The 22,873-nt window shown below is 67.0% G+C and carries 21 protein-coding genes; 13 read left to right on the top strand and 8 right to left on the bottom strand.

Annotated features, from left to right (window positions below):
• The first annotated feature begins 88 nt into the window (after positions 1 to 88).
• Complete coding sequence (locus LNV28_RS06060; RefSeq protein WP_263515953.1) at positions 89 to 1,795, top strand: O-antigen ligase family protein; 1,707 nt, start codon at positions 89 to 91, stop codon at positions 1,793 to 1,795.
• 76 nt (positions 1,796 to 1,871) lie between these two features.
• Complete coding sequence (locus LNV28_RS06065; protein ID WP_263515952.1) at positions 1,872 to 2,504, top strand: PEP-CTERM sorting domain-containing protein; 633 nt, start codon at positions 1,872 to 1,874, stop codon at positions 2,502 to 2,504.
• A gap of 46 nt (positions 2,505 to 2,550) precedes the next feature.
• On the opposite strand, the gene LNV28_RS06070 is transcribed toward LNV28_RS06065, so the two are convergent.
• On the bottom strand, positions 2,551 to 2,904 hold the full coding sequence (locus tag LNV28_RS06070; RefSeq protein ID WP_263515951.1) for a DUF3147 family protein: 354 nt from the start codon (positions 2,902 to 2,904) through the stop codon (positions 2,551 to 2,553).
• 64 nt (positions 2,905 to 2,968) lie between these two features.
• On the opposite strand from LNV28_RS06070, the gene LNV28_RS06075 reads away from it, so the two are divergent.
• From LNV28_RS06075 to LNV28_RS06085, 3 genes are all read left to right on the top strand, one after another.
• Positions 2,969 to 3,505, top strand: coding sequence for a DUF3455 domain-containing protein (locus LNV28_RS06075; protein ID WP_263515950.1), 537 nt, complete (start codon positions 2,969 to 2,971; stop codon positions 3,503 to 3,505).
• A gap of 3 nt (positions 3,506 to 3,508) precedes the next feature.
• Complete coding sequence (locus tag LNV28_RS06080; protein ID WP_263515949.1) at positions 3,509 to 3,952, top strand: GNAT family N-acetyltransferase; 444 nt, start codon at positions 3,509 to 3,511, stop codon at positions 3,950 to 3,952.
• Between the two features lie 274 nt (positions 3,953 to 4,226).
• Positions 4,227 to 5,543 (top strand): NAD(P)-binding protein, encoded by a 1,317-nt coding sequence (locus LNV28_RS06085; RefSeq protein WP_263568750.1) that lies wholly within the window; start codon positions 4,227 to 4,229, stop codon positions 5,541 to 5,543.
• A 351-nt stretch (positions 5,544 to 5,894) separates the two neighbouring features.
• On the opposite strand, the gene LNV28_RS06090 is transcribed toward LNV28_RS06085, so the two are convergent.
• Both LNV28_RS06090 and LNV28_RS06095 read right to left on the bottom strand, forming a co-directional pair.
• Entirely contained in the window at positions 5,895 to 6,290 is a 396-nt protein-coding gene (locus LNV28_RS06090) for a nuclear transport factor 2 family protein (protein ID WP_263515947.1), read from the bottom strand.
• Positions 6,287 to 8,026: a DUF885 domain-containing protein gene (locus LNV28_RS06095; protein WP_263515946.1), complete on the bottom strand. Its 1,740-nt coding sequence runs from the start codon at positions 8,024 to 8,026 to the stop codon at positions 6,287 to 6,289. Before LNV28_RS06095 ends, LNV28_RS06090 begins: the two co-directional genes overlap by 4 nt.
• A gap of 335 nt (positions 8,027 to 8,361) precedes the next feature.
• Between LNV28_RS06095 and LNV28_RS06100 the strand changes: the two genes are divergently transcribed.
• Positions 8,362 to 9,012: a DUF2242 domain-containing protein gene (locus LNV28_RS06100; protein WP_263515945.1), complete on the top strand. Its 651-nt coding sequence runs from the start codon at positions 8,362 to 8,364 to the stop codon at positions 9,010 to 9,012.
• 10 nt (positions 9,013 to 9,022) lie between these two features.
• Here the strand turns inward: LNV28_RS06100 and LNV28_RS06105 are convergent, their stop codons facing one another.
• The 5 genes from LNV28_RS06105 to LNV28_RS06125 all read right to left on the bottom strand — a co-directional run bounded on the left by LNV28_RS06105 (position 9,023) and on the right by LNV28_RS06125 (position 12,302).
• Complete coding sequence (locus LNV28_RS06105; RefSeq protein ID WP_263515944.1) at positions 9,023 to 10,327, bottom strand: RNA polymerase sigma factor; 1,305 nt, start codon at positions 10,325 to 10,327, stop codon at positions 9,023 to 9,025.
• A 10-nt stretch (positions 10,328 to 10,337) separates the two neighbouring features.
• Entirely contained in the window at positions 10,338 to 10,757 is a 420-nt protein-coding gene (locus LNV28_RS06110) for a VOC family protein (protein WP_263515943.1), read from the bottom strand.
• Between the two features lie 29 nt (positions 10,758 to 10,786).
• Complete coding sequence (locus tag LNV28_RS06115; RefSeq protein ID WP_263515942.1) at positions 10,787 to 11,362, bottom strand: SRPBCC family protein; 576 nt, start codon at positions 11,360 to 11,362, stop codon at positions 10,787 to 10,789.
• Positions 11,359 to 11,802 (bottom strand): YciI family protein, encoded by a 444-nt coding sequence (locus tag LNV28_RS06120; RefSeq protein WP_263515941.1) that lies wholly within the window; start codon positions 11,800 to 11,802, stop codon positions 11,359 to 11,361. Before LNV28_RS06120 ends, LNV28_RS06115 begins: the two co-directional genes overlap by 4 nt.
• 116 nt (positions 11,803 to 11,918) lie before the next feature.
• Positions 11,919 to 12,302, bottom strand: coding sequence for a YciI family protein (locus LNV28_RS06125; protein WP_263515940.1), 384 nt, complete (start codon positions 12,300 to 12,302; stop codon positions 11,919 to 11,921).
• A gap of 79 nt (positions 12,303 to 12,381) precedes the next feature.
• On the opposite strand from LNV28_RS06125, the gene LNV28_RS06130 reads away from it, so the two are divergent.
• From LNV28_RS06130 to LNV28_RS06160, 7 genes are all read left to right on the top strand, one after another.
• Positions 12,382 to 14,697, top strand: a complete 2,316-nt coding sequence (locus tag LNV28_RS06130) for a helicase-related protein (protein ID WP_263515939.1) — start codon at positions 12,382 to 12,384, stop codon at positions 14,695 to 14,697.
• A gap of 83 nt (positions 14,698 to 14,780) precedes the next feature.
• On the top strand, positions 14,781 to 15,524 hold the full coding sequence (locus LNV28_RS06135) for a class I SAM-dependent methyltransferase (protein ID WP_263515938.1): 744 nt from the start codon (positions 14,781 to 14,783) through the stop codon (positions 15,522 to 15,524).
• Between the two features lie 128 nt (positions 15,525 to 15,652).
• Positions 15,653 to 16,141 carry a hypothetical protein gene (locus LNV28_RS06140; RefSeq protein WP_263515937.1) on the top strand — a complete coding sequence of 163 codons (489 nt, stop codon included), beginning with the start codon at positions 15,653 to 15,655 and terminating at the stop codon, positions 16,139 to 16,141.
• A 59-nt stretch (positions 16,142 to 16,200) separates the two neighbouring features.
• Complete coding sequence (locus LNV28_RS06145; protein WP_263515936.1) at positions 16,201 to 16,629, top strand: PaaI family thioesterase; 429 nt, start codon at positions 16,201 to 16,203, stop codon at positions 16,627 to 16,629.
• A 193-nt stretch (positions 16,630 to 16,822) separates the two neighbouring features.
• Positions 16,823 to 18,973: a GGDEF domain-containing protein gene (locus LNV28_RS06150; RefSeq protein WP_263515935.1), complete on the top strand. Its 2,151-nt coding sequence runs from the start codon at positions 16,823 to 16,825 to the stop codon at positions 18,971 to 18,973.
• Positions 18,970 to 21,042, top strand: a complete 2,073-nt coding sequence (locus tag LNV28_RS06155) for a GGDEF domain-containing protein (RefSeq protein ID WP_263515934.1) — start codon at positions 18,970 to 18,972, stop codon at positions 21,040 to 21,042. The genes LNV28_RS06150 and LNV28_RS06155 overlap by 4 nt, the downstream gene beginning before the upstream one ends.
• A gap of 36 nt (positions 21,043 to 21,078) precedes the next feature.
• Positions 21,079 to 22,758 (top strand): SulP family inorganic anion transporter, encoded by a 1,680-nt coding sequence (locus tag LNV28_RS06160; RefSeq protein ID WP_263515933.1) that lies wholly within the window; start codon positions 21,079 to 21,081, stop codon positions 22,756 to 22,758.
• Positions 22,759 to 22,873 lie beyond the last annotated feature (115 nt).

The following is a 22,873-nucleotide window of genomic DNA, read 5'->3' on the forward strand; positions in this document are numbered from 1 at the left end:
CGCAGCTTAATGGAACTGCTGCCCAGGCTCGCTGCGCAAACGCTCCTAGAATCGCGCGCCCCCCTGCCCCCCGCACAAGATCACGCCCATGATTCGCCAACCCGAACGCTGGGCCGCCCAGTTGCAAACTGCCTTGCCAGCCATGCTCCTGGCACTGAGCTGGCTGATCCCCAAACACGAAGCGCCCTGGCTGGCCTTTCACAGCGACCTGTGTGCCGCAGCCGCCTTGGTGATGGCCGTTCTGGTCTGGCTGAGGCAGAGTGAAGACCGCATGCTGCGCATGCCCAGCCTGGCACTTGCCGCGCTGCTGCTGGCCGCAGTACCTGCGCTGCAATTCGCTTTTGGCCTGATTCATTTTGGGGGCGACGCTTTGATGGCTTCGCTCTACCTGGTCGGGTTCGCCTGGGCGGTGCTGGTCGGCGCCCACGGTGGGCCGGACGCGGCACTGAGGCTGAGCCGGATTGCTCCCTGGCTGCTGGGCGCGGCCCTGATTTCGGCCTTCATTGCGAGCTTGCAGTGGCTGCGCATCGACACAGGCATGGAGTGGCTGCTGCGCACTCGACCCATGGCCCGGCCCTATGGCAACCTCGCTCAGACGAATCTCCTGGCCAGCCTGCTGGTACTCGGGCAGTTGGCCGCACTGGGCTTGCATCAGTGCGGAAAGCTCGGCTTGCGCAGTTTGATTGCACTCAGCCTGGTCTTGTGGGCCGGCATTGCCATGAGTGGCTCCCGGACCGGGCGTTTGGAGTTGCTGGTCCTGCTGGCCTGGCTGCTACTGATTCAGAGCCGGGCCGACCTGCGCTTGAGTCGATGTGCCATGCTTGGATTCGGCGCACTCGGGCTGCTGCTGTTTTCTGCCTGGCCCCTGCTGGAGAGCGCGCTGGGGCTAGGCCGTGTTCAAGTGACCGTTCATATGGGCAGTCATTCCATGCTCGAAGCCGGTACCCGGGCCATCCACTGGCGAACCCTGGTTGACGCCTTGCAGGAGTCACCGCTGTGGGGCTTCGGCTGGAACCAGGTCGCTGTGGCACAGACCAGCGCGGCACTGAACCACCCGGCCAGCTACGAATTCATCGAACACAGCCACAACCTGCTGCTCGATCTGCTGGTCTGGAACGGCCTGCCGCTCGGTGGGCTCTTGATCCTCGGACTGCTCGGCTGGCTGAGCTTTCAGCTGCGCGCCTGCCGCACCCCTCGGGCCGCCTGCTTGCTGGCCGGGCTGCTGATGCTGCTGACGCACGCCATGACCGAGTACCCCTTGGAGTACTTCATCTTTCTGCTGCCACTGGGCTTGATGATGGGCGAGCTGGAAGCCATGCAAGCCACAGGCCAAACCTGGCGCGTACCGCGACCGCTGATCCTCACCGCAGGCCTGTTGAGCGTGGCCCTGTTGACTGCGATTGCGCTTGAATACCCCAGGCACGAGCGGAACCATCGCCGCATGCAGAGTGACTACGAGGCCGGCCAGATGCAAGCAGCACCCCCGCCCCCTGACGCCAGATTCACACTGCTCACGCAGTTGCAGCCCCTGCCCGAGCTGCTCTTGATCAGCGATACGAGCAGCTACTCCGATGCACAGATTCGGCAACTGGCGCAGTTGGCCGAGCGTTTTGCCTACGCGCCGGTTCTCGAACAGCGTGCGCGACTTCTGCAACAGCAAGGGCAAGTGGAAGCGGCCCGTCACACCGTCGACCTCTTGTGCAAGCTGCATCAAAAGAAAGACTGCGCGCGTGTCCATGAGCGCTTCGGCATGGGCACAAACCCGAAAAAAATGAGTCAAGAGCCTGGGCGATAATGGCGCTCATAACAATAAACAATATCGGCGAGCTGTGCTCTACAGACCGTCCCATTCACTCAGGCGAGGAACTCCCATGAAAAAATATTTTGCGACCGCCCTCGTGGCCATGGCCGCGACCCTTGGCGCTTCTCATGCGCAGGCTCAGTTCAGCAGCGCTTCTGGCCCTGTGACTCCGCCACCCCTAGGTTCCGAAGCGAATCCATACCGTGCCCACTTTGTCGATCACCACGCCAACGGGGAAAGCACTTACTACTTCTGGCAACACGTTTCAAACAGCTGGTACGCAGCGCCCCGGCAGCTTGAGACGCAAGGCGCCGCCGGTCATCACGTGGGGTATCAGATTTCCGTCTCGCCTGGAACCTACAACACGATGGTGTTCAATTCAGTTCAGATCGGCAGCTTTCAAGCCGAAGGCCTGACTGTCAGCGTCAATGGTGTCGCCATCACTGAGAATTTTTCCAGCGGATCGGTTTTGAACTTCGGGCCCAATGTGCGCAGCTTTGAGGTCTACAGCCGCAATGGCAGTCTGCCTGTGACCAGTTCCAACACCTTGTTCCCCTTGCTGGTGAGTTTCACTGGCTCGGCATCTGGGATGGATTGGAAGACCATCACTTCCGCTGTCCCGGAAACCGAGACCTATGTGCTCATGCTGCTCGGTTTGGCGTTGCTCGGCGGCACTTTCGGTCGCCGCAAATCCAAGGCCTGAACCAGGCCGAATCCGCTGATGCAGCGGCGACGGCGGCTGCTCTGACTCAGAGCAGCTCCACCCCAAAGCGCCGCATCAGCGCCGCGAAGGCCACAAAGCACAGCACTGCAAACACAGCGCTGAGCAGCAAGGCCGGCCAGAAGCCCAGGCGCGCCAGCAGGGCCGGGAAGAGTAGGAACATGGGCAGGGTCGGCAGCACGTACCAGAAGGTGTAGCGCGCGTGATTGGCGATCTTGTCCATGGGCTGCTGCTCCAGCTGCAACCAGATCAGGGTCAGCAGGGTGACCAGGGGCAGGGCGGCGATCAAGCCGCCGAGCCTGTCATTGCGCCGGGCGAACTCCGACACCGCCACCACCACCGCGGCCGTGGCCAGGTACTTGATCAAGAGCCAGCTGTTCATCGGCCCAGTGTAGGCGCGCCGCATGACTTCCAGCGCCGCCGCAGGTGCCGCCTAGGATGCGCGCATGACGCATACCTTGACCTCTGCCCACCGGGCCCTGGCTGCCGCCGGCCTGCTCCTCACCACAGGCCTCCTACACGCCGCCGCCCTGCCCGAAGCCCTGAAAGCCACTGCCTCGCAGCAGCAGACCATGGAACTGCAAGCCACCGGCGTGCAGATCTATGAATGCAAAGCCGTCAAGGATGCCCAGCCGGCCCGTTTCGAGTGGGCTTTCAAAGCACCCGAGGCCGAGCTCTTCGACGCCCAAGGCCGCAGTATGGGTAAGCATTACGCCGGCCCGAGCTGGGAGTTCCAGGACGGCAGCAAGGTGGTCGGCGAAGTACGGGCCCGCGATGCCGGCCCCGATGCCAAGGCCATTCCCTGGCTGCTCTTGAGCGCCAAATCCAACAGCGGCAGCGGCGTTTTTGCCAAGACCGTCGCCATCCAGCGCATCGACACCGTGGGCGGACAAGCCCCGGCTGAGGGCTGCGGCGCCGAGACGCTGGGCCGTGAAGCGCGCATCAGTTACCGTGCCGCCTACCGTTTTTTCGAGACCAAGTGATCCATGACTGAGAACACCACCGCATCCCGCTGCCAGCTGCGCCAGGCCTTGCGCAGCGACATCCCCGGCATGCACCGGGTGCGCCGCGCCGTGCGCGAGAACCCATTGACCAGCGACGTGATCCGCGAAGAGCATTACATCCCCGCGATCGAGAGCAGCGGCCGGGGCTGGGTGGTCGAGGAAGCCGGGGAAGTGCGCGCCTTTGCCGTGGGCAATAGCCAGACCGGCAATATCTGGGCCTTGTTTGTGGACCCCGCCCATGAAGGCCGCGGCTTCGGCCGCCAGTTGCAAGCCGTCATGGTGGACTGGCTGTTCAGCGAGGGCCTGGAGCGCCTGAACCTGGGAACGGCACCAGGCACCCGAGCCGAGGCCTTCTATCGGGCCACGGGCTGGACGTACCTGGGCATTGACGCCCATGGCGAGGCCAGCTTCGAGATGCGGCGCTAAGGCAGAGCGCCGAGGCCGTGGTGTTGAGCTGCCTGCAAGGTCAAGGACCCGGCCGGTTCATCGCCACAGACTTCAATGGAGACTGCAGCCGGGAAGAGTCATCGCCCTGCTCGTGATGAAGGTCAGCTGAAGGCCACAAGGCGGCCACGGCATCCGCCGAGCTGCCCGGTTAGTCGATGACGACAAGCGCAGCACCGTTGCCGATCGCGCCCACCGCGTCTGCCTCCGCGCGGTACGGGATGCATTGGCGGGAAACACCGGTTAACCTTCGGCCATGAACATCGCCGTCATCGGGGGCGGCATCGCCGGCTTGGTGGCCGCTTGGCAGCTGTCACGGCGCCACGCGGTGACCTTGTTTGAACGCCAGGCGGTGCCCGGCTTTATCGCCAGTTCGGTGGCACTGAACGATACCCCCTCAGGCCTGCGTATCGACGTGCCGCTGCGCGTGTTCTACCCCGGCTACTACCCGACGCTCACTCGCCTGTATGCAGAGCTTGGCGTGGCCACCGATCCCGTCGATTACGCGACCACCTTCACTGACGGCGAAGGTCGCGCCTACTTTCGTTGGCGCAACGCTCGCCTCGGTGCCTGGTCGCTGCCTTATGTGCTGCCGCAAGACGTGGCCAGCGCGCAGGGACGGCGCATCGTGCAGGGTGCGCTGCACTTCCAGGGCCGCGCGCGCGCGGCGCTGGCCGATGGGGGCTTGGGTGCTGCGAGCATCGGCGAGTTCGTCGCTGCCGAGCGCATCGCACCCGAGTTCGTCGAAGGCCTGCTGCTGCCTGCTGTCGCCACCATTGGCACCTGCAGCAGAGAAGATGCACGCGCCTACCCCGCTGCCGTGATCGCCGACTACGCAGCCGCTGGCGTGGCGCGGCAAAGCGTGCGCCGTGCGCGCGACGGCGCCGATGCGGTGGCGGCCAAGCTGATGGCCGGCATCACCCGCGTTCAATGCAGCGCCGGCGTGGTGGCCGTTTGGTCCCGGCGTGGGGGGGGGCCCCCCCCCCCCCCCCCCCCCCCCCCCGCCGCCGAAAAAGTGGTGGTGCAGCGCAGCACTGGCGAGGAGGCCTTCGACCATGTCGTCTTCGCCACGCAAGCCAACCAAGCGCTCACCCTGCTGGTCGACGCCGCGCCCGACGAGACTGCGGCGTTGGCCGCCTTCCGCTACCGAGCGCTGGAGGTGATGATGCACAGCGACACTGCGCTGATGCCGGCACGGCGCGCCGACTGGTCCCCGGTGAATGCCCGTGTCTGCGCTGAACACGGGCATCCCGAAAGCACGATCTGGATCAACCGCGTGCAGCCCGGGCTGCGCGATGCCGCGCCGCTGTTCCAGACCGTGATGCCGCAGAGCTTGCCGAGAGACGACAGCATCATCGGCCACGCTCGCTTCGAACGCCCGCTGGTCGATGCCGGCAGCGCTGGCGCCCTGGCCTCGCTGAAGCAACTGCACGCGCAGCCCGGACGTCGCGTCTGGTGGTGCGGCTCCTATGCCGAAGCCGGCGTGCCGCTGCTGGAAAGCGCGGTGCGATCAGCGCTGGCGGTGGCCGCGCAGGTGGAGTCCTGCGCCGCCCGGTCGTTAGCGGGGCCCTGACAGCTTCGCAAATCGCGCATGTCTAGGACTGTCGCAGGATTGTGGGCATACCCCCCACGGGGAGAGCAAGTCACTGCCGATCGGTACAGAACGCCGCAGGCAGTCCTCATCCCAAGTGTGTCCCTATCGGCAATATCGGTGCGAGCGCAGTGGGCATTGCCTTCCATCTTGCCGGCTCCGGCCTCTTCGCGAGCATCAAGACATCTGGAGCCATCTACAGCTGCACCGTGCTTCTCTCGGGTGGCATCCATCCCAGCGGAGGATGCGCACAAGTGTCTGCTCTGGCTTCTCTCACATAGCCAGGCGTCGCTTCACAAGGCTGCGGTCGCAGGCTGAAGCCGGTGCTGACGCTCAAGCGGAGCGACCGCTTTCCACGCATGGCGTGTCCTGGCTGAACAGGTTCTGCCAGAGGCCATCGGCCCTGCGCCGCCAGAGCGAGGACACAAACATCGCTTCCTCCGCCTTCTCCATCTCCCGAGACACACGCTGCCAATCGGCCCGGTAGCTCAGCAAGGCCAGGCCCTCGCCCAAGGGCAGCAATTTGGCCTCGCTCAATCGGTAGTGCGAGACCACCGCGCCGCCGTCCAATTGCCCGACGTGCTCGGCCTTGCCGGCGTGGCCACTGGCATAGACGCCCAGGAATTCATCGGCCAGCAGGCGCTCATCGGCCTCTCGGTCGCCCGATACCAAGGCCGCCCAGACCTGCTCTTCCAGTTGCAGGAGATGAGCCAGGTCGAAAGAACTCATGGCCGGCCTGCGGCCGCCTTCAACATCGCCTCGCTGACCACCTTGACCGGGGCGCTGCCGTAGCTGAGGAAGTTCTCATGGAAGGCCTTGAGCTTGAAGGACGGGCCTTGGGCGGCCTTGAGCTGCTCGCGCAAGGCGAGGATTTCCGAGAAGCCGGCGAAATAACTGCTCAGCTGTACGGCGCTGACTTGTGAGCGGTGCCACTTTTCCTTGGCCTCGGTTTTGGCCTGGAAGGCTTCGCGCTCGAGCAGCTGGATGGCCTCGGCCTCGCCCTGGCCCAGCACATGGGTCTGGTAGTCCAGGATGGCATTGCAGACCACGCGCAGATTCCATTTCGCGTACATCAGGCCCATCTCGGGGCTGGGCTGACCGTTGACCGAACCCCAGCCGCTTTCCATCATCATGCGCTCGGCGTAGACGGCCCAGCCTTCGATCATGGCGCCGTTGCCGAACAGGCTCTTGACCTTGGAGCTGGACTTGTTCGAGTACAGCAGCTGCACATAGTGACCCGGCACGGCTTCGTGGATGCTCAGCACCTGCAGGGTCCAGTGGTTGTACTCGCGCAGAAAGGACTCGGCCTCGGCCGGGCTGTACTTGTCCAGCGGGTCGACGTTGTAATACGTCATGCCCTTGGGGTCCAGCGGGCCGGGCGCGCTGATCGAGGCGCCGGCCACGCCGCGCATATACGCCGGGGTTTCGCGCACCAGCAAAGGGCGGCTCGGGTCCAGGGTCAGCAAGTCATGCTCGGTGACCCAGGCCGAAAGCGCGGGGATCTGCGCCTTGATCTCGTCCACAAAGCCCTCGGGCGTGGCATGGCGTTCGCTGAGCTTGTCGATGACGCGGGCAATCAGGTCCAGGCGCTCCGTTGGCACGGCCGCGCCGGGGAAGAGCTGGGGCCACAGGCCCAGGGCCAGCGCACCCATCTTCTGGTGCAGGGCGGCCTTCTCGGCCAGGGCGCGCTGGTACAGGCCGTCGGCATCGACGCTGGCCTGAATCTCATAGCCAAACGACTTCTCGAACAGCGCGCGGCCGAGGCGGAAATCACGGCCGCTGCCGGCCGCCGTCTGGCGTGCGTCCAGGGCCTTGAGCTCGGCGATGAACTGCTCCAGGCTGCGCTGCGCGGCGGCGTTATGGCGCAGCAAGGCGGCCTGGCGCGCCGGCGCCAGCTTGGCCTTGGCAGCCGCCTCAGGGATGCTGCTGCGGAAGGTGTCGAGCGCACCCTCGCTCTGGCGGATCGCCAGGCGCAGATGCATGGGGCTGGGCTCTTTGAGCTTGAGCAAAGCGGCGCGGTAGTAGGCCGGCACCTGCTGCAGGCGGCGCTCCACCAGGTTCAGGCGCTTCGGCAGGGGCGCGAAGTCTTCCTTGCTGAGCAACTCGGAGAAGCCGTTGGCCACGTTGTACTCGGAAGGATTCCACTGGTCGCTGCGCAGCTCGCTGAGGCTCCACTGCAGGCCGCGCAGATGGTTGTCCAGCAGGGCCAGATCGCTGCGCTGGCCGGCGTCGAGCGCCAGCTTGGCCGGCAATGCCTGCAGGCGCTTCAACCAGCGCTCGGCAAAAGCCAGCTGCGCCTGGCGCAAGGCCTCGGTCGGCGCCGGCAGCTGGGCTGCGGCCGCGTACTGGCCGGCGGCCACGGCCATCTCGGGCACCAGGCGCCAGTAGTCCTTCAGGAAGGCATCGACTTCCCGCTCGAAGGCTTGAGCGACGGCAGCCGGCGCATGGACCGCAGCCGGCGTCATCGCGGCCGCCTCAGCCGCTCCGGCCGGGGCCGCAGCTGAGAATGCCAGAACCAAACAGGCCGCGAGGGTGCGCAGTGGCGGACGTACAGGGAAGTTCGAGGTCATGGCAAGCAATCCATCCATCAATCAAGCGGTCAGTGATGAGCAATCCGGCCGGCAGTGTAGCCAGGGGCTGATTCGCGCGCCGTTCTCAAGGCGCAGCTTGCGCGCGGCCAGCGCACGGGCCGACACCGGCCTTGGAGCGCGCAGGCGAGATAATGCCCCCCAGCCCGCCGATGCGCGGGCCGCAGACGATGCTGTGTGAAACCCACGGAACGAAATAGGAGCGCTTTGCCATGATGCAGCCAGCCCGGTTGCCACCCGGCCCGATGACACGGCAGGCCCGGAGCCTCGGCGTCCGGACCCGCCTGCTCGGCCTGGGCGTCGCCGCTTGCTGCCTTGGCGGCTGTGCGGTGCAGCTGCCCTTCCAGGCGCCGGCCGAGAAGGTGAGCAAGACCACCGTCTACCAGAACGAGCGTTTCCAGGCCGACGAAACCTTCTCGCGCTTGTTCGACGGCACGGTCGAAGACACCTGCGAGGCAGCGCGCCGTGCCCTGCTGAGCCAGGGCTATGTGATCAGCCCGACACCATCCAATGCCGTGCCGGCCAGCAGCAACAACAGCTCGGTCACCGGCCGCAAGCATTTCCAGCCGGACGGCGAGGTCCATGTAGAGATCAGCTTCAATGTCGTGTGTGCGCCCGACGGCCGCCAGGACTTGGTGACCACAGCGTTCGTCTCCGCCCAGCAAGACCGTTACTCGCTCAAGAAGAGCAGCAACTCGACCAGCATTGGCGTCAGCGCCCTGGGGTCCATCTCGGTGCCCATGTCCTCGACCGACGAATCCCTGGTCAAGGTGGCCAGCGAAACCATCCCGGCCGGCGCCTTCTACGACCGCTTCTTCAGCCTGATGCAGCGCATGTTGGGCGAGCGCACGGCGGACCGCTGAGCGACGCGGCTCAGTCCGCGGGCAGTTCGGCCGCCCGGGCGCGCAGCAAGGCCTGGTCCTGGGCATTGCCGCTAAGCCGGGCGGCACGCTCGAAGGCCTCGCGCGCTTCCCGGCCGCGGCCCAGCCGGGCCAGCACATCACCCTCGACGCTGGCCAGCCAGGGGTAGTCGCGCAGCGCCGGTTGCTCGCGCAAGGGCTGCAGCAAAGTCAGGGCCACCGCGGGCCCGCCGCCTTGTTCCGCGCTCATCATGCTCACCGCCACCGCCCGGTTCAGGCTGACCACGGGCGAAGGAAAGCGCGCCACCAACGCGTCATACGCGGCCACGATGGCGGGCCAATCGGTGGCCTCGGCCGTGGCCGCCCGGGCATGGCAGGCGGCGATGGCGGCTTGCAACTGATAGGGCCCGGGGCCGGCCGGGTCGGCCTGTGCCAAGGTCTGAGCTCGGGCCAGGGCGGCCAGGCCGCGGCGGATCAGCAAGGCATCCCAGCGGCGTCGGTCCTGGGCCATCAGCAGCACCGGCCGGCCCTGGGCATCGCCCCGGGCGGCCAGGCGCGAAGACTGGATCTCAAGCAAGGCCAGCAGGCCTTGTACCTCGGGTTCAAGCGGGCTCAGGCCGGCCAGCACCCGGGCCAGACGCAGCGCCTCTTCGCACAAGGCCGGGCGCAACCAGTCCTCGCCAGTGCTGGCGGCATGGCCTTCGTTGAACATCAGGTAGACGACGGCCAGCACCGAGCCCAGGGCTTCACGGCGCGCCGCGCCCTGAGGCAGTTCGAAAGGCAGACCGCTGTCCGCCAAGGTGCGCTTGGCACGGACGATGCGCTGGGCCACGGTGGCCTCGGGCTGCAGGCAGGCGCGGGCGATCTCAGCCGTGCTCAGGCCACCCAGCAGACGCAGGGTCAGGGCCACCCGGCTGGCCGGTGGCAGCACCGGATGGCAGGCGATGAAAAGCAGGCGAAGCAGGTCGTCATCGATGTGGGCGGCATCGGCGGCCTGGTCGAGGCTGCGGATCAGCTCGGGCGCGAAATCGGGCTCCACATCGGCTTGCAAGGTTTGCAGATCCTGGGTCAGGGCTTCCTCCTGGCGCGCCTGCATGGCGACGCGGCGCAGGTGATCCAGCGCGCGATGCTTGGCCGTGGTCATCAGCCAGGCGGCCGGCTTGTCCGGCAGGCCATCGCGCGGCCAGGTTTCCAGGGCGGCCAGCAAGGCGTCTTGCGCCAGCTCCTCGGCGCGGTCCAGATCACGCACCAGACGGGCCACATGGGCGACGATGTGCGCCGACTCTTGGCGCCAGATGGCCGCCACGGTGTCGCGCATGGCGCAGCCTTCAGGCATCGCTGCCCGAGTCGGCGCAGGCGCTGACGTCCATGAAGCACAGCTCCCAGATGTGACCGTCCAGGTCCTCGAAGCCGTGGGCATACATGAAGCCATGGTCCTGCGGCGCGCGCGGCGCCGTGCCGCCGGCGGCCACAGCCTTGGCCACCAGGGCGTCCACCTCGGCCCGGCTGCTGCAAGACAGGCAAAGCAAAAGCTCGGTGCCCTGGCGCGCGTCGACGATGGGCTTGGCCGTGAAGCCCTGGAAGAACTCATGAGTCAGCAGCATGGCGAAGAGCTGCTCGCCCAAGACCAGACAGGCACCCTGCTCGTTGCTGAACTGCGGGTTGAAGCGGTAGCCCATGGCCTCAAAAAACGCACGCGAAGCGGCCAAGTCCCGAACCGGCAAATTGACGAAGATTTGTTGATGCATGGGAAAAGCCTCCTGAATTGGGGTCAGAGTCATTTCTGCGCGGCGGCTGCGGCTGCAGGCGGCGACGCCTCAGCCAGGGCCTTGAGGTTCAGCAGGCCGGCTTCGAAGTCGCGCCCGATCATGCGGTCCATATTGAAAATCACGCCCATCAGCTTGCTGATGAAGGGCGAGGGGCCGCTCAAGGACCAGCTGACCTCACACGCGCCGCCCGGCTGCGCCACGATCTGGAATTCGGCCAGGTTGTGGGCCTCGAAAGGCTTGAGGAAATCCAGGCGCATCTGCACACGCTGCGGCGCCTCTTGCGCGGTGATCTCCATGCTGCCCTCGCCCACCTCCTTGCTCTGCCAAGCGTAGCGAGCACCGGGGCCGACCGTCTGGGCGCTGTACTGGCCCTGGATCTGCGGGTCCTTCTTCTCGTAGGGGTTCCAGCGATTGAACTGGCGCAGATCCTGAATCAAGGCGAACAAGGCCTCGGGCGAGGCCTGGATCAGCAGCTTGCGCTCGACACGGAACTGATCAGGCTGGCGCGCCGCCTGGATCAGCAAGACCAGCAGCACCAGCAGCAAGAGGCCACCGACGGCTTTGAACAGGCTCGCCCACATCATGCGGCTCCAGCGCTCTGGCTGGCCTGCTGGGCCTCGATCGCCTTCATCTGATCGAGGGCCGGGCCGGGCGTGAAGTCATCAAGCTCGTAGAGCTGGCGCACCTCGATCTCGCCGCCGTCGCCCTGCCTGCCGAAGGGCGCCGGGAAACGCCGCGCCCATTCCATGGCCTCCGCGCGGGAGCGCACCTGGATCAAGGTGTAGCCGGCGATCAACTCCTTGGTTTCGGCAAAAGGGCCGTCCATGAGCTGCGCCTGGCCGTTCTGGTAGCGCTGGCGCCAGCCCTCGCGGCTGGGCTTGAGGCCGTTGCCGTCCAGCAGCACGCCGGCCTTGGCCAGCCCTTCGTGATAGCGGGCCATGTCCGCCATCAGCGGGTCGTCGGCCGGCGGCATGATGCCGGCCTCGCTGCTGGCAGTGGCGCGCACGATGATCATGAATCGCATGAGGTTCTCCTGAGCCAATGGAAGCAGAGCCGCCGCTTGCGGCCCACCCACACACGACGAAGCCGGGCAGCGCTTCTCGACCGCTGATGCACAAAATCAGGGTAAATACCCGGTCATCAAAGCGGCTCGGCATCCTCAAAGCAAGGCCCGACCTGACGCAGCTCCACCGTCGCCCACTCGGCCGCCGGGCAGAGGGCAGCCATCTCCAGCGCCTGTTCGCGGCTGCAGTTCTTGAGCAGGAAGAAGCCGCCGATCATTTCCTTGGCCTCGGCAAAGGGGCCATCAACCAGCTGGGTCTGGCCCTCGCGCACCTGCAGGCGCACGGCCTGGCGCGTCGAGGCCAGGGAATTGCTGGCTTCCAGAAGACCGCGGGCTTGCAAGTCCGCAGTGAAGGCCAGCATGCGGGCATAGGCTTGCTCGCCTCCCTCGCGGCCGCGCTCTTGGCGCTGGCCGGTGGGTTCGACGATCAAAAGCATGTAAGACGAAGAGGGTGTGGCCATCGCGGGTTCCGGCTTGGGGCTGAGTTCGCGCGCATTGTCTGGCTTCGTGCCCGGCTTGAACATGTGGTCCACTCCCAGGGTGAGTGATATTTCCAAAGACGCGGCCACGACCGCCACCCCCTCCTCTTCTACTTCCACGTCAAGTTCCCCCGCGGCTGCCCTGTCCCCGGGCGCCGGCAAGCCCACGCCGCTGAACCTGCCCAACCCGCGCCATGCCAGCCGCCTGCCGGCCGGCATCGGCCCCGAGCAGCTGCTACGCATACGCCAGGCCGCCTACCAGCTGCCCCAGGTGCTGACGCCGGCCGATTTCGGCGTGGCCGGTGCCGAGGGCGGCGCCAGCGAAGACGCGCTGGACCGCGCCGGCCTGGTGCTCTTGCAGAAAGCCGTGGCCGGTGCCCGGCCGAGCCGCTGGATCGCCCCGCAGCTGATGGCCACGGCCCTGGCCCACCTCGATGTGGTGGGCACGGCGCCGACCGTGCGCGCGCTGATGCAGCAGCGCCAAGTGCTGCTCGACGGCCTGGGCTTGAGCCGCGAAGGCCTGGGCTGGAGCCGGCTCTGCCGCCTCAACCTCAAGCTGGCCCAGCCGGGCTGGCAGATTCCGCTCGCCTTCCGTGTGCCGCTCGATGACGATGCGCCGGTCTGGGCCTTCTACCGTGACGGCGACCTGCACGCGCTCAAGGCGGCCCTGGGTCAGCAGCCGCCGTATGTGCATGCGGCCGAGCTGCAAGCCCATCTGGCCCAGCTGCTGGCGCGCAGCGAGGCCGGCCACCCCGAGCATCTGGAGTCCCTGCTACCGCGCCTGCAGGCGGAATGCGCGACGCCCCAGACCTTCGAGCTGCTCAAGGCCGGCTGCACGCGCGCCCAGGACCGCTGGGAGCACCGCGTCGCTGAGCTCAACACCCTGGCCGGGCTGAACAGCGAGCTGGCCTTCCAAGGCTACCCCGACACCTTCGACGCCGCGCGCCGCCTGCAGCGCACGGTGACGCTCTACGTCGGCCCGCCCAACAGCGGCAAGACCTACGCCGCCTTCGAGCGCCTGGCGCAAGCGCATGAAGGTTGCTACCTCGCCCCCTTGCGCCTGCTGGCCCTGGAAGGACGCGACCGCCTGGTCGGCCGTGGCGTGCCCTGCTCGCTGCTGACAGGCGAGGAGAACGTGCCGGCCGACAACGCCCGAGTGGTCTCCAGCACCATCGAGATGGTCAACACCAACAAGCCCATCGACGTGGCGGTGATCGACGAGGCACAGATGCTCTTCGACCTCTACCGCGGCTGGGCCTGGACCCAGGCCATCGTCGCGGTGCCGGCCAATGAAGTGATCATCATCTGCTCGGCCTATGCCGTGCCGGCGATCGAGAACCTGCTGGGTCTGTGCGGCGAGCGCTGCACGGTCAAGCATTTCGAGCGCAAGCAAGAGGTGCAGCTGCTGCCCGCGCCGCTGCCGATCGCTTCGCTCAAAAAGGGCGATGCGGTGGTGGCCTTCAGCCGCCGCGAGGTGCTGATGCTGCGCGACCAGATCGCCCAGGCCGGCCACCCGGTCTCGGTCATCTACGGCGCCTTGCCGCCCGAGGTGCGGCGGCGCGAGGCCGAGCGTTTTGCCGTCGGCGCCGCCCACATCCTGGTCGCCACCGACGCCATCGGCATGGGCCTGAACCTGCCGATCCGGCGCGTGCTGTTCAGCACCATGAGCAAGTTCGACGGCCAGGGTGACCGCGCCTTGACCGTCTCCGAGGTGCACCAGATTGCCGGCCGGGCTGGGCGTTATGGCATGCACGACGAGGGCTTCTGCGGCGTGCTGCGCGAAGCCGAGCCGCAAGCGGCCAAGGTGCTGAAGGAGCTGCTGCCCAAGCAGCCAAGGGCACCGCGCGACTTCAAGGCCGCGGTGGCGCCGAACTGGTGGCATGTCAACACCATCGCCAGCCGCCTGGGCCTGAAGCGCCTGCGCGAGGTGCTCAATGTCTTCATGGAACAGCTGCGCCTGGACGACGCCCATTTCGCGGTGGCCGAGCTGGAGCAGATGCTGGATCTGGCCGGTCAGCTCGACCAGGCGGCCGGCGCTCTGACCATGAAGCAGCGCTTCATCTACGCGCAAGCGCCGGTCGACAGCCGCACGGATGCCCAGGTGCAGGAATACCTGGACTGGGCCCACCGCCACGCCCTCAATGGCAAGGCTGGTTCGCCCTGGTTCCTGCAGGATGTGGACGAGCACAGCCGTCTCGATCGCATGGAGCAGGCCTTGCGCAGCTGCACCTTGTGGCTCTGGCTGGACCTGCGCTTCCCTGGCGTCTACGGCCAGGTGGCCGAGGTGGTGGACCTGCGCAGCCGTCTCAACGACGGCATCGAGCGGCACTTGAAGGGGAAGAAGCCGCTGTGGCAGACACGCGGGGGGCGCCGGTGACAGCGTGAGGCGCGGGGACCCCGCGGAAAGGCCAGCAAGGCCGCGCATCCCGGTTGGATGTGGGAAACACGAGAGCTGTACCCATGCCCAACTCCAGAGTCACCCACGACGAACCGCCCCTGGCCTACAAGCAGGAGTCGATCGCCATCGCCGGCGCAGCCGACCTGCTGATCCGCTCGCTGCTGGACCGCCAGCAGTTCAATGACCCCGGCGGCGAGGCCGAAGCCCTGGGCATATCCTCAGCCGCCTGGCCGCTGTTCGGCCTGCTCTGGCCCTCGGGTCTGCGCCTGGCCGAGGCCATGGCGCTGCGGCCCTTGCTGGAAGGTGAAAGCATCCTGGAGATCGGCTGCGGTCTGGGCCTGGCCAGCCTGGTCAGCCACCGGCGCGGCGCCCTGGTCACGGCCAGCGACTGCCACCCGCTGGCGGCCAGCTTTCTGCTCGAGAACCTGCGCCTCAACGAGCTGCCTCCCATGCGCTACTGCCACGGCGACTGGTCGGGCCAGAACTGGGACGAGGAAGCCCTCGCGCAAGCCCTGAGCCATATCGGTCCGGCGCGTCGGCGGCCGCGCGTGCAAGGGCGCTTCGACCTCATCATGGGCAGCGACATCCTCTATGAACGCGACGAGGGCGGCGCCCTGGCCGGCTTCATCGAACGCCACGCCCAGACGCATTGCGAGGTGCTGATCATCGACCCCAACCGCGGCAACCGCCCGGCCTTCAGCAAGCGCATGGCCGGCCTGGGCTTCGAGCTCGACGACCAGCCGCTGCGCTCGCTTGCCCAGGCCACTGAGAAGTACAGCGGGCACTTGATGCGCTATCAGCGCTGAGGCGGAGCGGTCGCTGGCATCTGACGTCTCGACACAGCGTTATGCTTGGGCTCAGGGAACGAGCAACCGCGCTTGGGCCCACAAACACGTCTCAGAGCCAGTGATCACAGGCGGGAGGGCCTGACACCATGAACAACAGCTTGCCCACAGATGCGAGTGATTTGCCCTCGGCAAAGCCTGACACCTCTGCCGTGCCGCGCTTGTGGAACCCCAACGCCGCCGCCAGTTGGAGCCTGATCTTCAGCCCCATCTTTGGCGCCTTGCTGCAGAGATCCAACTGGTTGGCAATGGGGCATCCGGACAAGGCCGCCGGTTCGCTGCGTTGGGTCTGGGCCAGTCTGGGCTTCCTCGGTGTGAGCCTCATCAGCATCGTCTGCTTCCCTGACTCCAAGACGGTTGACCTGCTGATGCGAATCGCCGGATTCGTCTTTCTGGTGGCCTGGTACTACGCCAATGGCAAGGAGCAGGTTGGCCTGGTGCTGGCCCGATACGGGCGGGACTATCCGCGCAAGTCTTGGTGGCACCCTCTGGGGCTTGCGCTGCTGGCAATGGTGGGTTTGATGCTGATCGCAGGCCTGCTGGGCCTGGTGGCGAGCTTGATCTCCGGCGAAGGCTGATGGCGGGACCGGCCGCGTACAGTCGACGGCAGGAAGCCCCGACCGGAGAGTTCTGAGCCATGAATGACGAGACCCACGCCCGCATCGCCCGTAGTTTCGAAGCCCAGGGCCTGATGGCCACGCTGGGCGCGCGCCTGGCCTGGGTCGGCGATGGCGAAGTGCACATCGCCATGCCCAACTCGCCCCAGGTCTCGCAACAACATGGCTATGTCCATGCCGGCGCGGTCACCAGCATCGTCGACAGCGCCTGCGGCTATGCCGCGCTGAGTCGGGCGACGCCGGAGTTTGAGGTGGTATCGGCTGAATTCAAGATCAATCTGATGCGGCCGGCCATCGGCACGCATTTTCTGGCCGTGGGCAAGGTGCAGAACGCCGGCCGCCTGCTGACGGTGTGCAGCGGCGAGGTGCGCGCCTTTCTGAGCAAAGGCGCCAGCGAGTACAAGGTGGTGGCCTTGATGCAGGCGACCATGGTGCTGGTGCGCGCCTGAGGCGCTTGAGCCGCCAGCGCTGCCGACCCGGGGAAATCAGCACTTGCGGGGCGGGGCCGCCTCACTACACTGCCGCCTGCGCGTCAGCCGCGACGCCCCGGCCTGCCAAGAAAGTCGCGCTTGCCCCCGCCGGTCCGGTCAGCGCCCTGAGCCCGCCCTCAACTCCACCCCTTCCGTGCCGATACCGCCGTCCATGAGCCGAGCACCCGCTGTCACGCGCGCTGCAACTGCGCCCGGGCGGCGCCGTGCGCGCGCCTGTCTGCTTGAGAGCGTGCGCGCCGGCTTGTTGCTGAGCTTGCTCGGCCTGACTGCCTGCCAGCCGGCCGGGCCCGGTGTCGATTCAGCCGGTCCCGTCCCGGTCGCCGCTGCGACCGGTGCGAGTGCGCTGGAAGAGGAACTGAAGCAGCCCATCTGGCAAGAGCTGGAACGCATTGAGCGCGAAGGCCGCAGCCACCCGGCGGCCAGCGAACACGCGCTGCACGAGTTGCAGCCGCGCACGGCACCAGGCAGCCTGGCCCGCGTGCAACTGCTGGCGCAGCGCGGCCATCTGGCCACCGAGATGCGCAATGCGGGGCTGACCGCCAGCATCCTCAAGGACCTCGAGGAATGGCCGGCCGAGGCCAGCCGCCGCGCCGCCCATCTGGCCTTGCTCTATGTGCGTGCCCGGCAGCAGCGATTCAGCGGCGACTTGCGCCAGGCCGAGCGGACCATGGCCCCTCTGGCCGGCTACAGCGTGCGCGAGACCGGGCCGCGCCTGCTGCTGCGCTGCCATGACTTCATGGCCTATCTGCAGGCCGAAACCGGTCAGATCGATGACGCCATCGCCAGTGCCAACGAGGCCCTGCGCCTGGCCGATGGCATGGGCCAGCCTTGGCGGCGCGCCTTGGTGATGAGCAATCTCGCCTTCATTTATCACCAGGCCCAGCAGCTGGAGCTGGCGCAGCAATTCAGCGTTCAATCCCAGGCCGAAGCCAATTTGGACCCGAGCCCGGCCCTGCTCTACGACGTCCACACCACGCGCGGCATCATCCTGCAAACCCAGGGTTGGGTGGGGCAGGCGCAGCAGGCCAAGCAAGCCGCCCTGGACGCGGCCCGGCAGAGTGGCTCGGACGCCCTCATCGCCCTGGCCTTGGGAAATTTCGCCGACTTCCACCTCAACCAGGGCAATTACCCGCAAGCCCTGGAGTTTTCCGAGCAGGCCCTGGCCCTGGCCATTGCCAGCCAGAACATCGACTACGAGCTGCTGTCACGCCACAACCGCGGCATCGCCAAGATCGGCCTGAAGCGGATCGAGGAAGGCAAGCGCGAGGTGCTGGAAGCGCTGGCGCGCGACGAGCAGCGCGGTGCGGACACCAACGCGGCCAACGCCTGGCTGGAACTGGGCATGCATCTCGAACGCGCCGGCGACCTGCCGGCCGCCGTGGACGCCTTCCACCAGCACCGCCGCCGCATCGACCAGGTGCTGCGCAATGAAACCCGCAAGGCCTTGCTGGAAAGCCAGGAAAGCTATGAGGACGAGCGCCGTGCCAAGGAGATCGAGCTGCTCAACCGCGGCAACAGCCTGAAGCAGGAGCAGCTGCGCGCGCGCGATCTGCAACTCTGGCTGTGGGCTGCCCTGGGCGGCTGCATCGTGCTCTCGGCCGTGCTGCTGGGTCTGGCCTACCAGCGCATTCGCCGCACCAATCAGGCCCTGGCGCACAGCAATGCCGCACTCAAGACAGCCAGCGAGCGCGACCCCCTGACCGGCCTGGCCAACCGCCGCCATTTCCTGGCCGCCATCAAGCGCCTGGCCGAGCATGGCCAAATCAGCGGCAGCTTGTTCCTGATTGATATCGACCACTTCAAGCGCATCAACGACCGCCACGGCCATGCCGCCGGCGACAGCGTGCTGATCGAGATCGCTCAGCGACTGCGCGCTTGCTTGCGCGACGAGGACCTGCTGGTGCGTTGGGGCGGCGAGGAGTTCCTGATCCTCGTCAACACCCGTGAGGCCAGCTTTGCCAGCACCCTGGCGCAAAGGCTCTTGGACCAGATCGCCTGGCCGACGGTCAAGCATGGCACGCAAGGGATTCCGGTGACGGCCTCGATCGGCTTCGCCAGCTTCCCCATGGCCCCGCATGAGCTGGCTCTGGTCTGGGAGCGCGCCATCGATCTGGTGGACACAGCCATGTATCTGGCCAAGGCCCATGGCCGCAACCAGGCCTACGGTATCGCATCTGTGGCCGCCGTCGATGAGGTGCAGCTGCAATCGCTGGCGGGCGATATGGAAGCCTCCTGGCAGGCCGGGCAGCTGGAGCTGATCACCTTGCATGGCCCGGCCCGTTTCGAGGACAGCCGGCAATGAGCAGGGTCCGCCGCTTGCGCTCGCGCTGTCTCTGGGCCTTGCTGGGCTGGAGCCTGGGCCTGGCCCAGGTGCAAGCAGCAACAACGAGCCCCGGACCGGCTCAAGCTGAGGCCCTGGCCGCCCGACTCGACCTGTTGGTCCGGCAAGAACAGGGCCAGACGGACCAACAGCCTGGTTCCCTCAAAACCCTACAAGCCTGGCGCCAGGCGGCGGCCGCCGACGGCGCGCTCGACGACCGGACTCGGGTGGCCTTTGATCTGGCTGAGGCGCGTCTGCTGCTGGCCCAGGGCGACAGCGAGGCCGCGCTGCGCCTGGCCGACCGTCTGGCGGCCCAGCCCGGGTCTCCGGCCCTGAGTCCCTTGCTGCGCGCCGAACAGGCGGCACGCCAGGGCAGGCTGCAGGCCGCTGCCGACTGGGCAGGCCAGGCCTGGCAGATCCTGGAAACAGGCTGCCCCGAGGGCGTCTTGAAAGCGGACATCCAGCAAGGGCGCTGCGACTACCGCAGCAGCTGGTCGGCGCTGCGCCTGCAGGCGCGCCAGCGCATGGCCGAGGGTGCGCATTCGCTGGCCGAGGTGCAGCTGCGCCGTTCCCTGGATCTGGCCCAGGCCGGCGCTGACCCGGAGCGCAGTGCCTTGAGCATGGCCAGCCTGGCCCAAGTGAACCAGTCGCTGAGCCAGACCGAGCAAAGCCGGCGCTGGCTGACACTGGCCCTGCAAACGGCGCAGGGCGATGCGCAGACCCAAGGCCAGATCAAGGTCATCGAGGCCACCATGGCCGCCCGCAACGGCGATCTTCGGGCACAGCGCCAGGCCCTTGATGCAGGCCTGCAAATCGCCCGGGCCACCGGCAATCGCCTGCTGCTGGCGCAAATGCACATCGGCCTGATCGACTTCTATATGCAGCAGAAGCAGCCCCTGCGCGCCCTGCAGGCGGCCGGGCCGGCACTGGACTGGCTGGCGCACCAACCCGATGCACGGATCGAACGCGCCCTGCGCAACAACCTGGCCGTGGCACGCATCCAGCTGCACCAGTTCGAGCGTGCGCGCCAGGAACTGGCGCGGCTGCGTGAGCTGAACCAAGGGCACACCGAGCTGGTCGATCAGTCGGTGGAATTGCGCGAGCAGGGCGAAGCCTGGGCCGCGGCCGGCCAGACGCGCGAGGCCATCCTGGCGTATCACGCCGAGCGCAAGCTCAATGCCCAGCTGACCGCGCGCCATCGCGAGAGCTCGCTGCAGCAGCTCAAGCTCAAGTACGACAGCGAGCGCAAGCAACGGGACCTGGCCCTGCTGGTCAGCAAGCAGGCCTTGGTCGACCGCCAACTGAGCAACCGACAGCTGGCCAGCCAGGTCGGCTATGCGGTGGCGGCCCTGCTGGGCCTGTCCCTGCTGCTCGGTGCAGTGATGGTGCGCCGCGTGCACCTGACCAACAAGCGACTCAAGGCCAATGAAGTCTTGCTGCGCGCCCAGAGCGAACGCGACCCGCTGACCGACCTGGCCAACCGCCGGCACTTTCTGGCGGTCATGAACCAGCAAGACCAGCCCGCCTTCAACGGCGCCCTGCTGATGGTGGACATCGACCATTTCAAGCATGTCAACGACCAGCACGGCCATGGCATCGGCGATGTCGTGATCTGCGAAGTGGCGCGCCGGCTTTCGCATGCGGTGCGCCAGAACGATCTGGTGGTGCGCTGGGGGGGTGAGGAATTTCTGGTGTTTGCTGCCGACGTCAGCGCCGAGCAGCTGTGCGCGCTGGCCGAGCGCATCCTGCACAGCGTGGCCGGCACGCCAGTACAGACCACCGACGGGCCGCTGCGCATCACCGTGTCCCTGGGTTTTGCCCGTTTCCCTCTGCCACCAAGCCAGCTCTTGCTGCACTGGGAACAGGCCGTCAACTGGGCCGATATGGCGCTCTACAGCGCCAAGTCGCGCGGCCGCAATCGGGCCATGGGCATCGAGACGGTCCATGCGCCCAATGCCGAAGCCCTGGCCGCCATCGCGGCCGACTTTGATGCCGCCTGCTCTTCCGAGCGGGTCAACCTCAAGCAGATCCTGGGGCCGGGCAGCGCCTGAACCGGCAGCAGGGATACGGCTGAGACAATGCGGACGATGAAGCCTGCCTCGAAGCCATGGATCACGCAGCGGCTGTTGACGCTGAAGGCCTACCGCCGCGATGGCATGCGCAGCGATCTGCTGGCCGGCCTGCTGGTCAGCGTGCTGCTGATTCCCCAAAGCCTGGCCTATGCCATGCTGGCCGGCCTGCCGCCACAGATCGGCCTGTATGCCAGCCTGCTGCCTTTGCTGGCCTACGCGGTCTGGGGCTCCAGCCCGGTGCTCGGCATCGGGCCGGTGGCGGTGCTGGCCTTGATGATTGCCCAAGCCCTGGGCGGCCTGCCGCCCGGCGTCAGCCCCTCGGAAGCAGCACTGGTGCTGGCGGCCGAGGTCGGCCTGATCCTCTTGCTGGCCTCGGCTCTGCGTCTGGACGCCCTCGCCTCCTTGCTGTCGGTGCCGGTGCTCCACGGTTTCGAGACCGGCGCCACCCTGACCATCGCCATGAGCCAGTTGCCGGTGCTGCTGGGCAGCCCGGCCCAAGGCTTCGAGCTGCCGGGGCTGTGGGCCTCCATGCAGGCGACCGGCTTTGCCTGGCATGGATTGAGCGCGGGCTTTGGCCTGCTGGCCTGTGCCACCTTGCTGGCCGGCCGGCGCTGGCTGCCGCCCGGCAGCGCTCGCCTGGTGCCCATGGCCCTGCTGCTGGCGGCCATGGGCCTGGCTTGGGCCATAGACGGTCTCTCGCGCGGGGTCGCCTTGGTGGGGACCTTGCCACCGCTGGATCTGCACCTCAGCCTGCCACGCTTGAACGGCGAGCTCTGGTGGCAGTTGGCGCCCAGCGCCCTGCTGATCGCCTTGATCGCCTATGTCTCCAGCCTGGTCGTGGCTGAGGCGCTGGCGCGCCGGCGCAGCGAAAAGGTGCAGGCCGGCGCTGAGCTGCGCGGCCTGGCAGCGGCCAATTTGTGTGCCGCCCTGAGCGGCGGCATGCCGGTGGCGGGCAGCTTCTCGCGCAGCGTGCTGCTTCACGAGGCAGGCAGCCGCAGCCGCGCCAGTGGCGTGTTCGTCGCGCTGTTCATGGGCCTGGCCATGCTGCTGCTGGCCGGCCCCCTGGCCTGGCTGCCCAAGTCCGTGCTGGCAGCAACGATTCTGGTGGCCGTGCTCTCAGGCCTGAAGTTCCAGCCCTTTGTCGAGGCCTGGCGCTATGCCCGGCCAGAAGCCCTGCTGATGGCCGGCGTGAGCGCCATCGTGCTGTGCTGGAGCGTGACGGCCGCGCTGGCGCTCGGGGTGCTGGGTTCCATCGCATTGCTGCTGCAACGCACGGCCCAGCCCCATGTGGCCTTGATCGGCCGGGTTCCGGGCACCGAGCATTACCGCAATGTCGGCCGCCATGCAGTCGAGTGCCAGCCCGGGGTGCTGGGCCTGCGCATCGACGAAAGCCTCTTGTTCACCAATGCCCGCAGTCTCAGCGATGTAGTGCAGGGTTTGCTGAACCAGGAGCGCCAGGAGGTACACCGGGTCGTGCTGCTCATGTCGCCGGTCAACAGCATCGACTTCAGCGGCCTGGAGGCCTTGCGCGAACTGCACGCCCACTTGAAACGTCAGGGTTTGCGCCTCGATCTCAGTGAGGTCAAGGGGCCGGTTCTGGACCGTCTGCGTGCGGCCGATTGGCAACAATGGTTCGAGGGTCAGGTCTTTCTCAGCCACCACCAGGGCATGGTGGCCGGTGAAGCACAGGCTTGAGCACCAGCCTGTGGACAAGGCTGTGGACGAAACTTGAACAAGTCAGGGCTTGTCCACAGGCCGACGGCGATCCGCCAAGTTGTTATCGGTCGAGCCGAAAGTTCAGGGGCAGGCC

The organism is Paucibacter sp. DJ2R-2 (assembly GCF_025717675.1).
Taxonomy (GTDB): domain Bacteria; phylum Pseudomonadota; class Gammaproteobacteria; order Burkholderiales; family Burkholderiaceae_C; genus Paucibacter_A.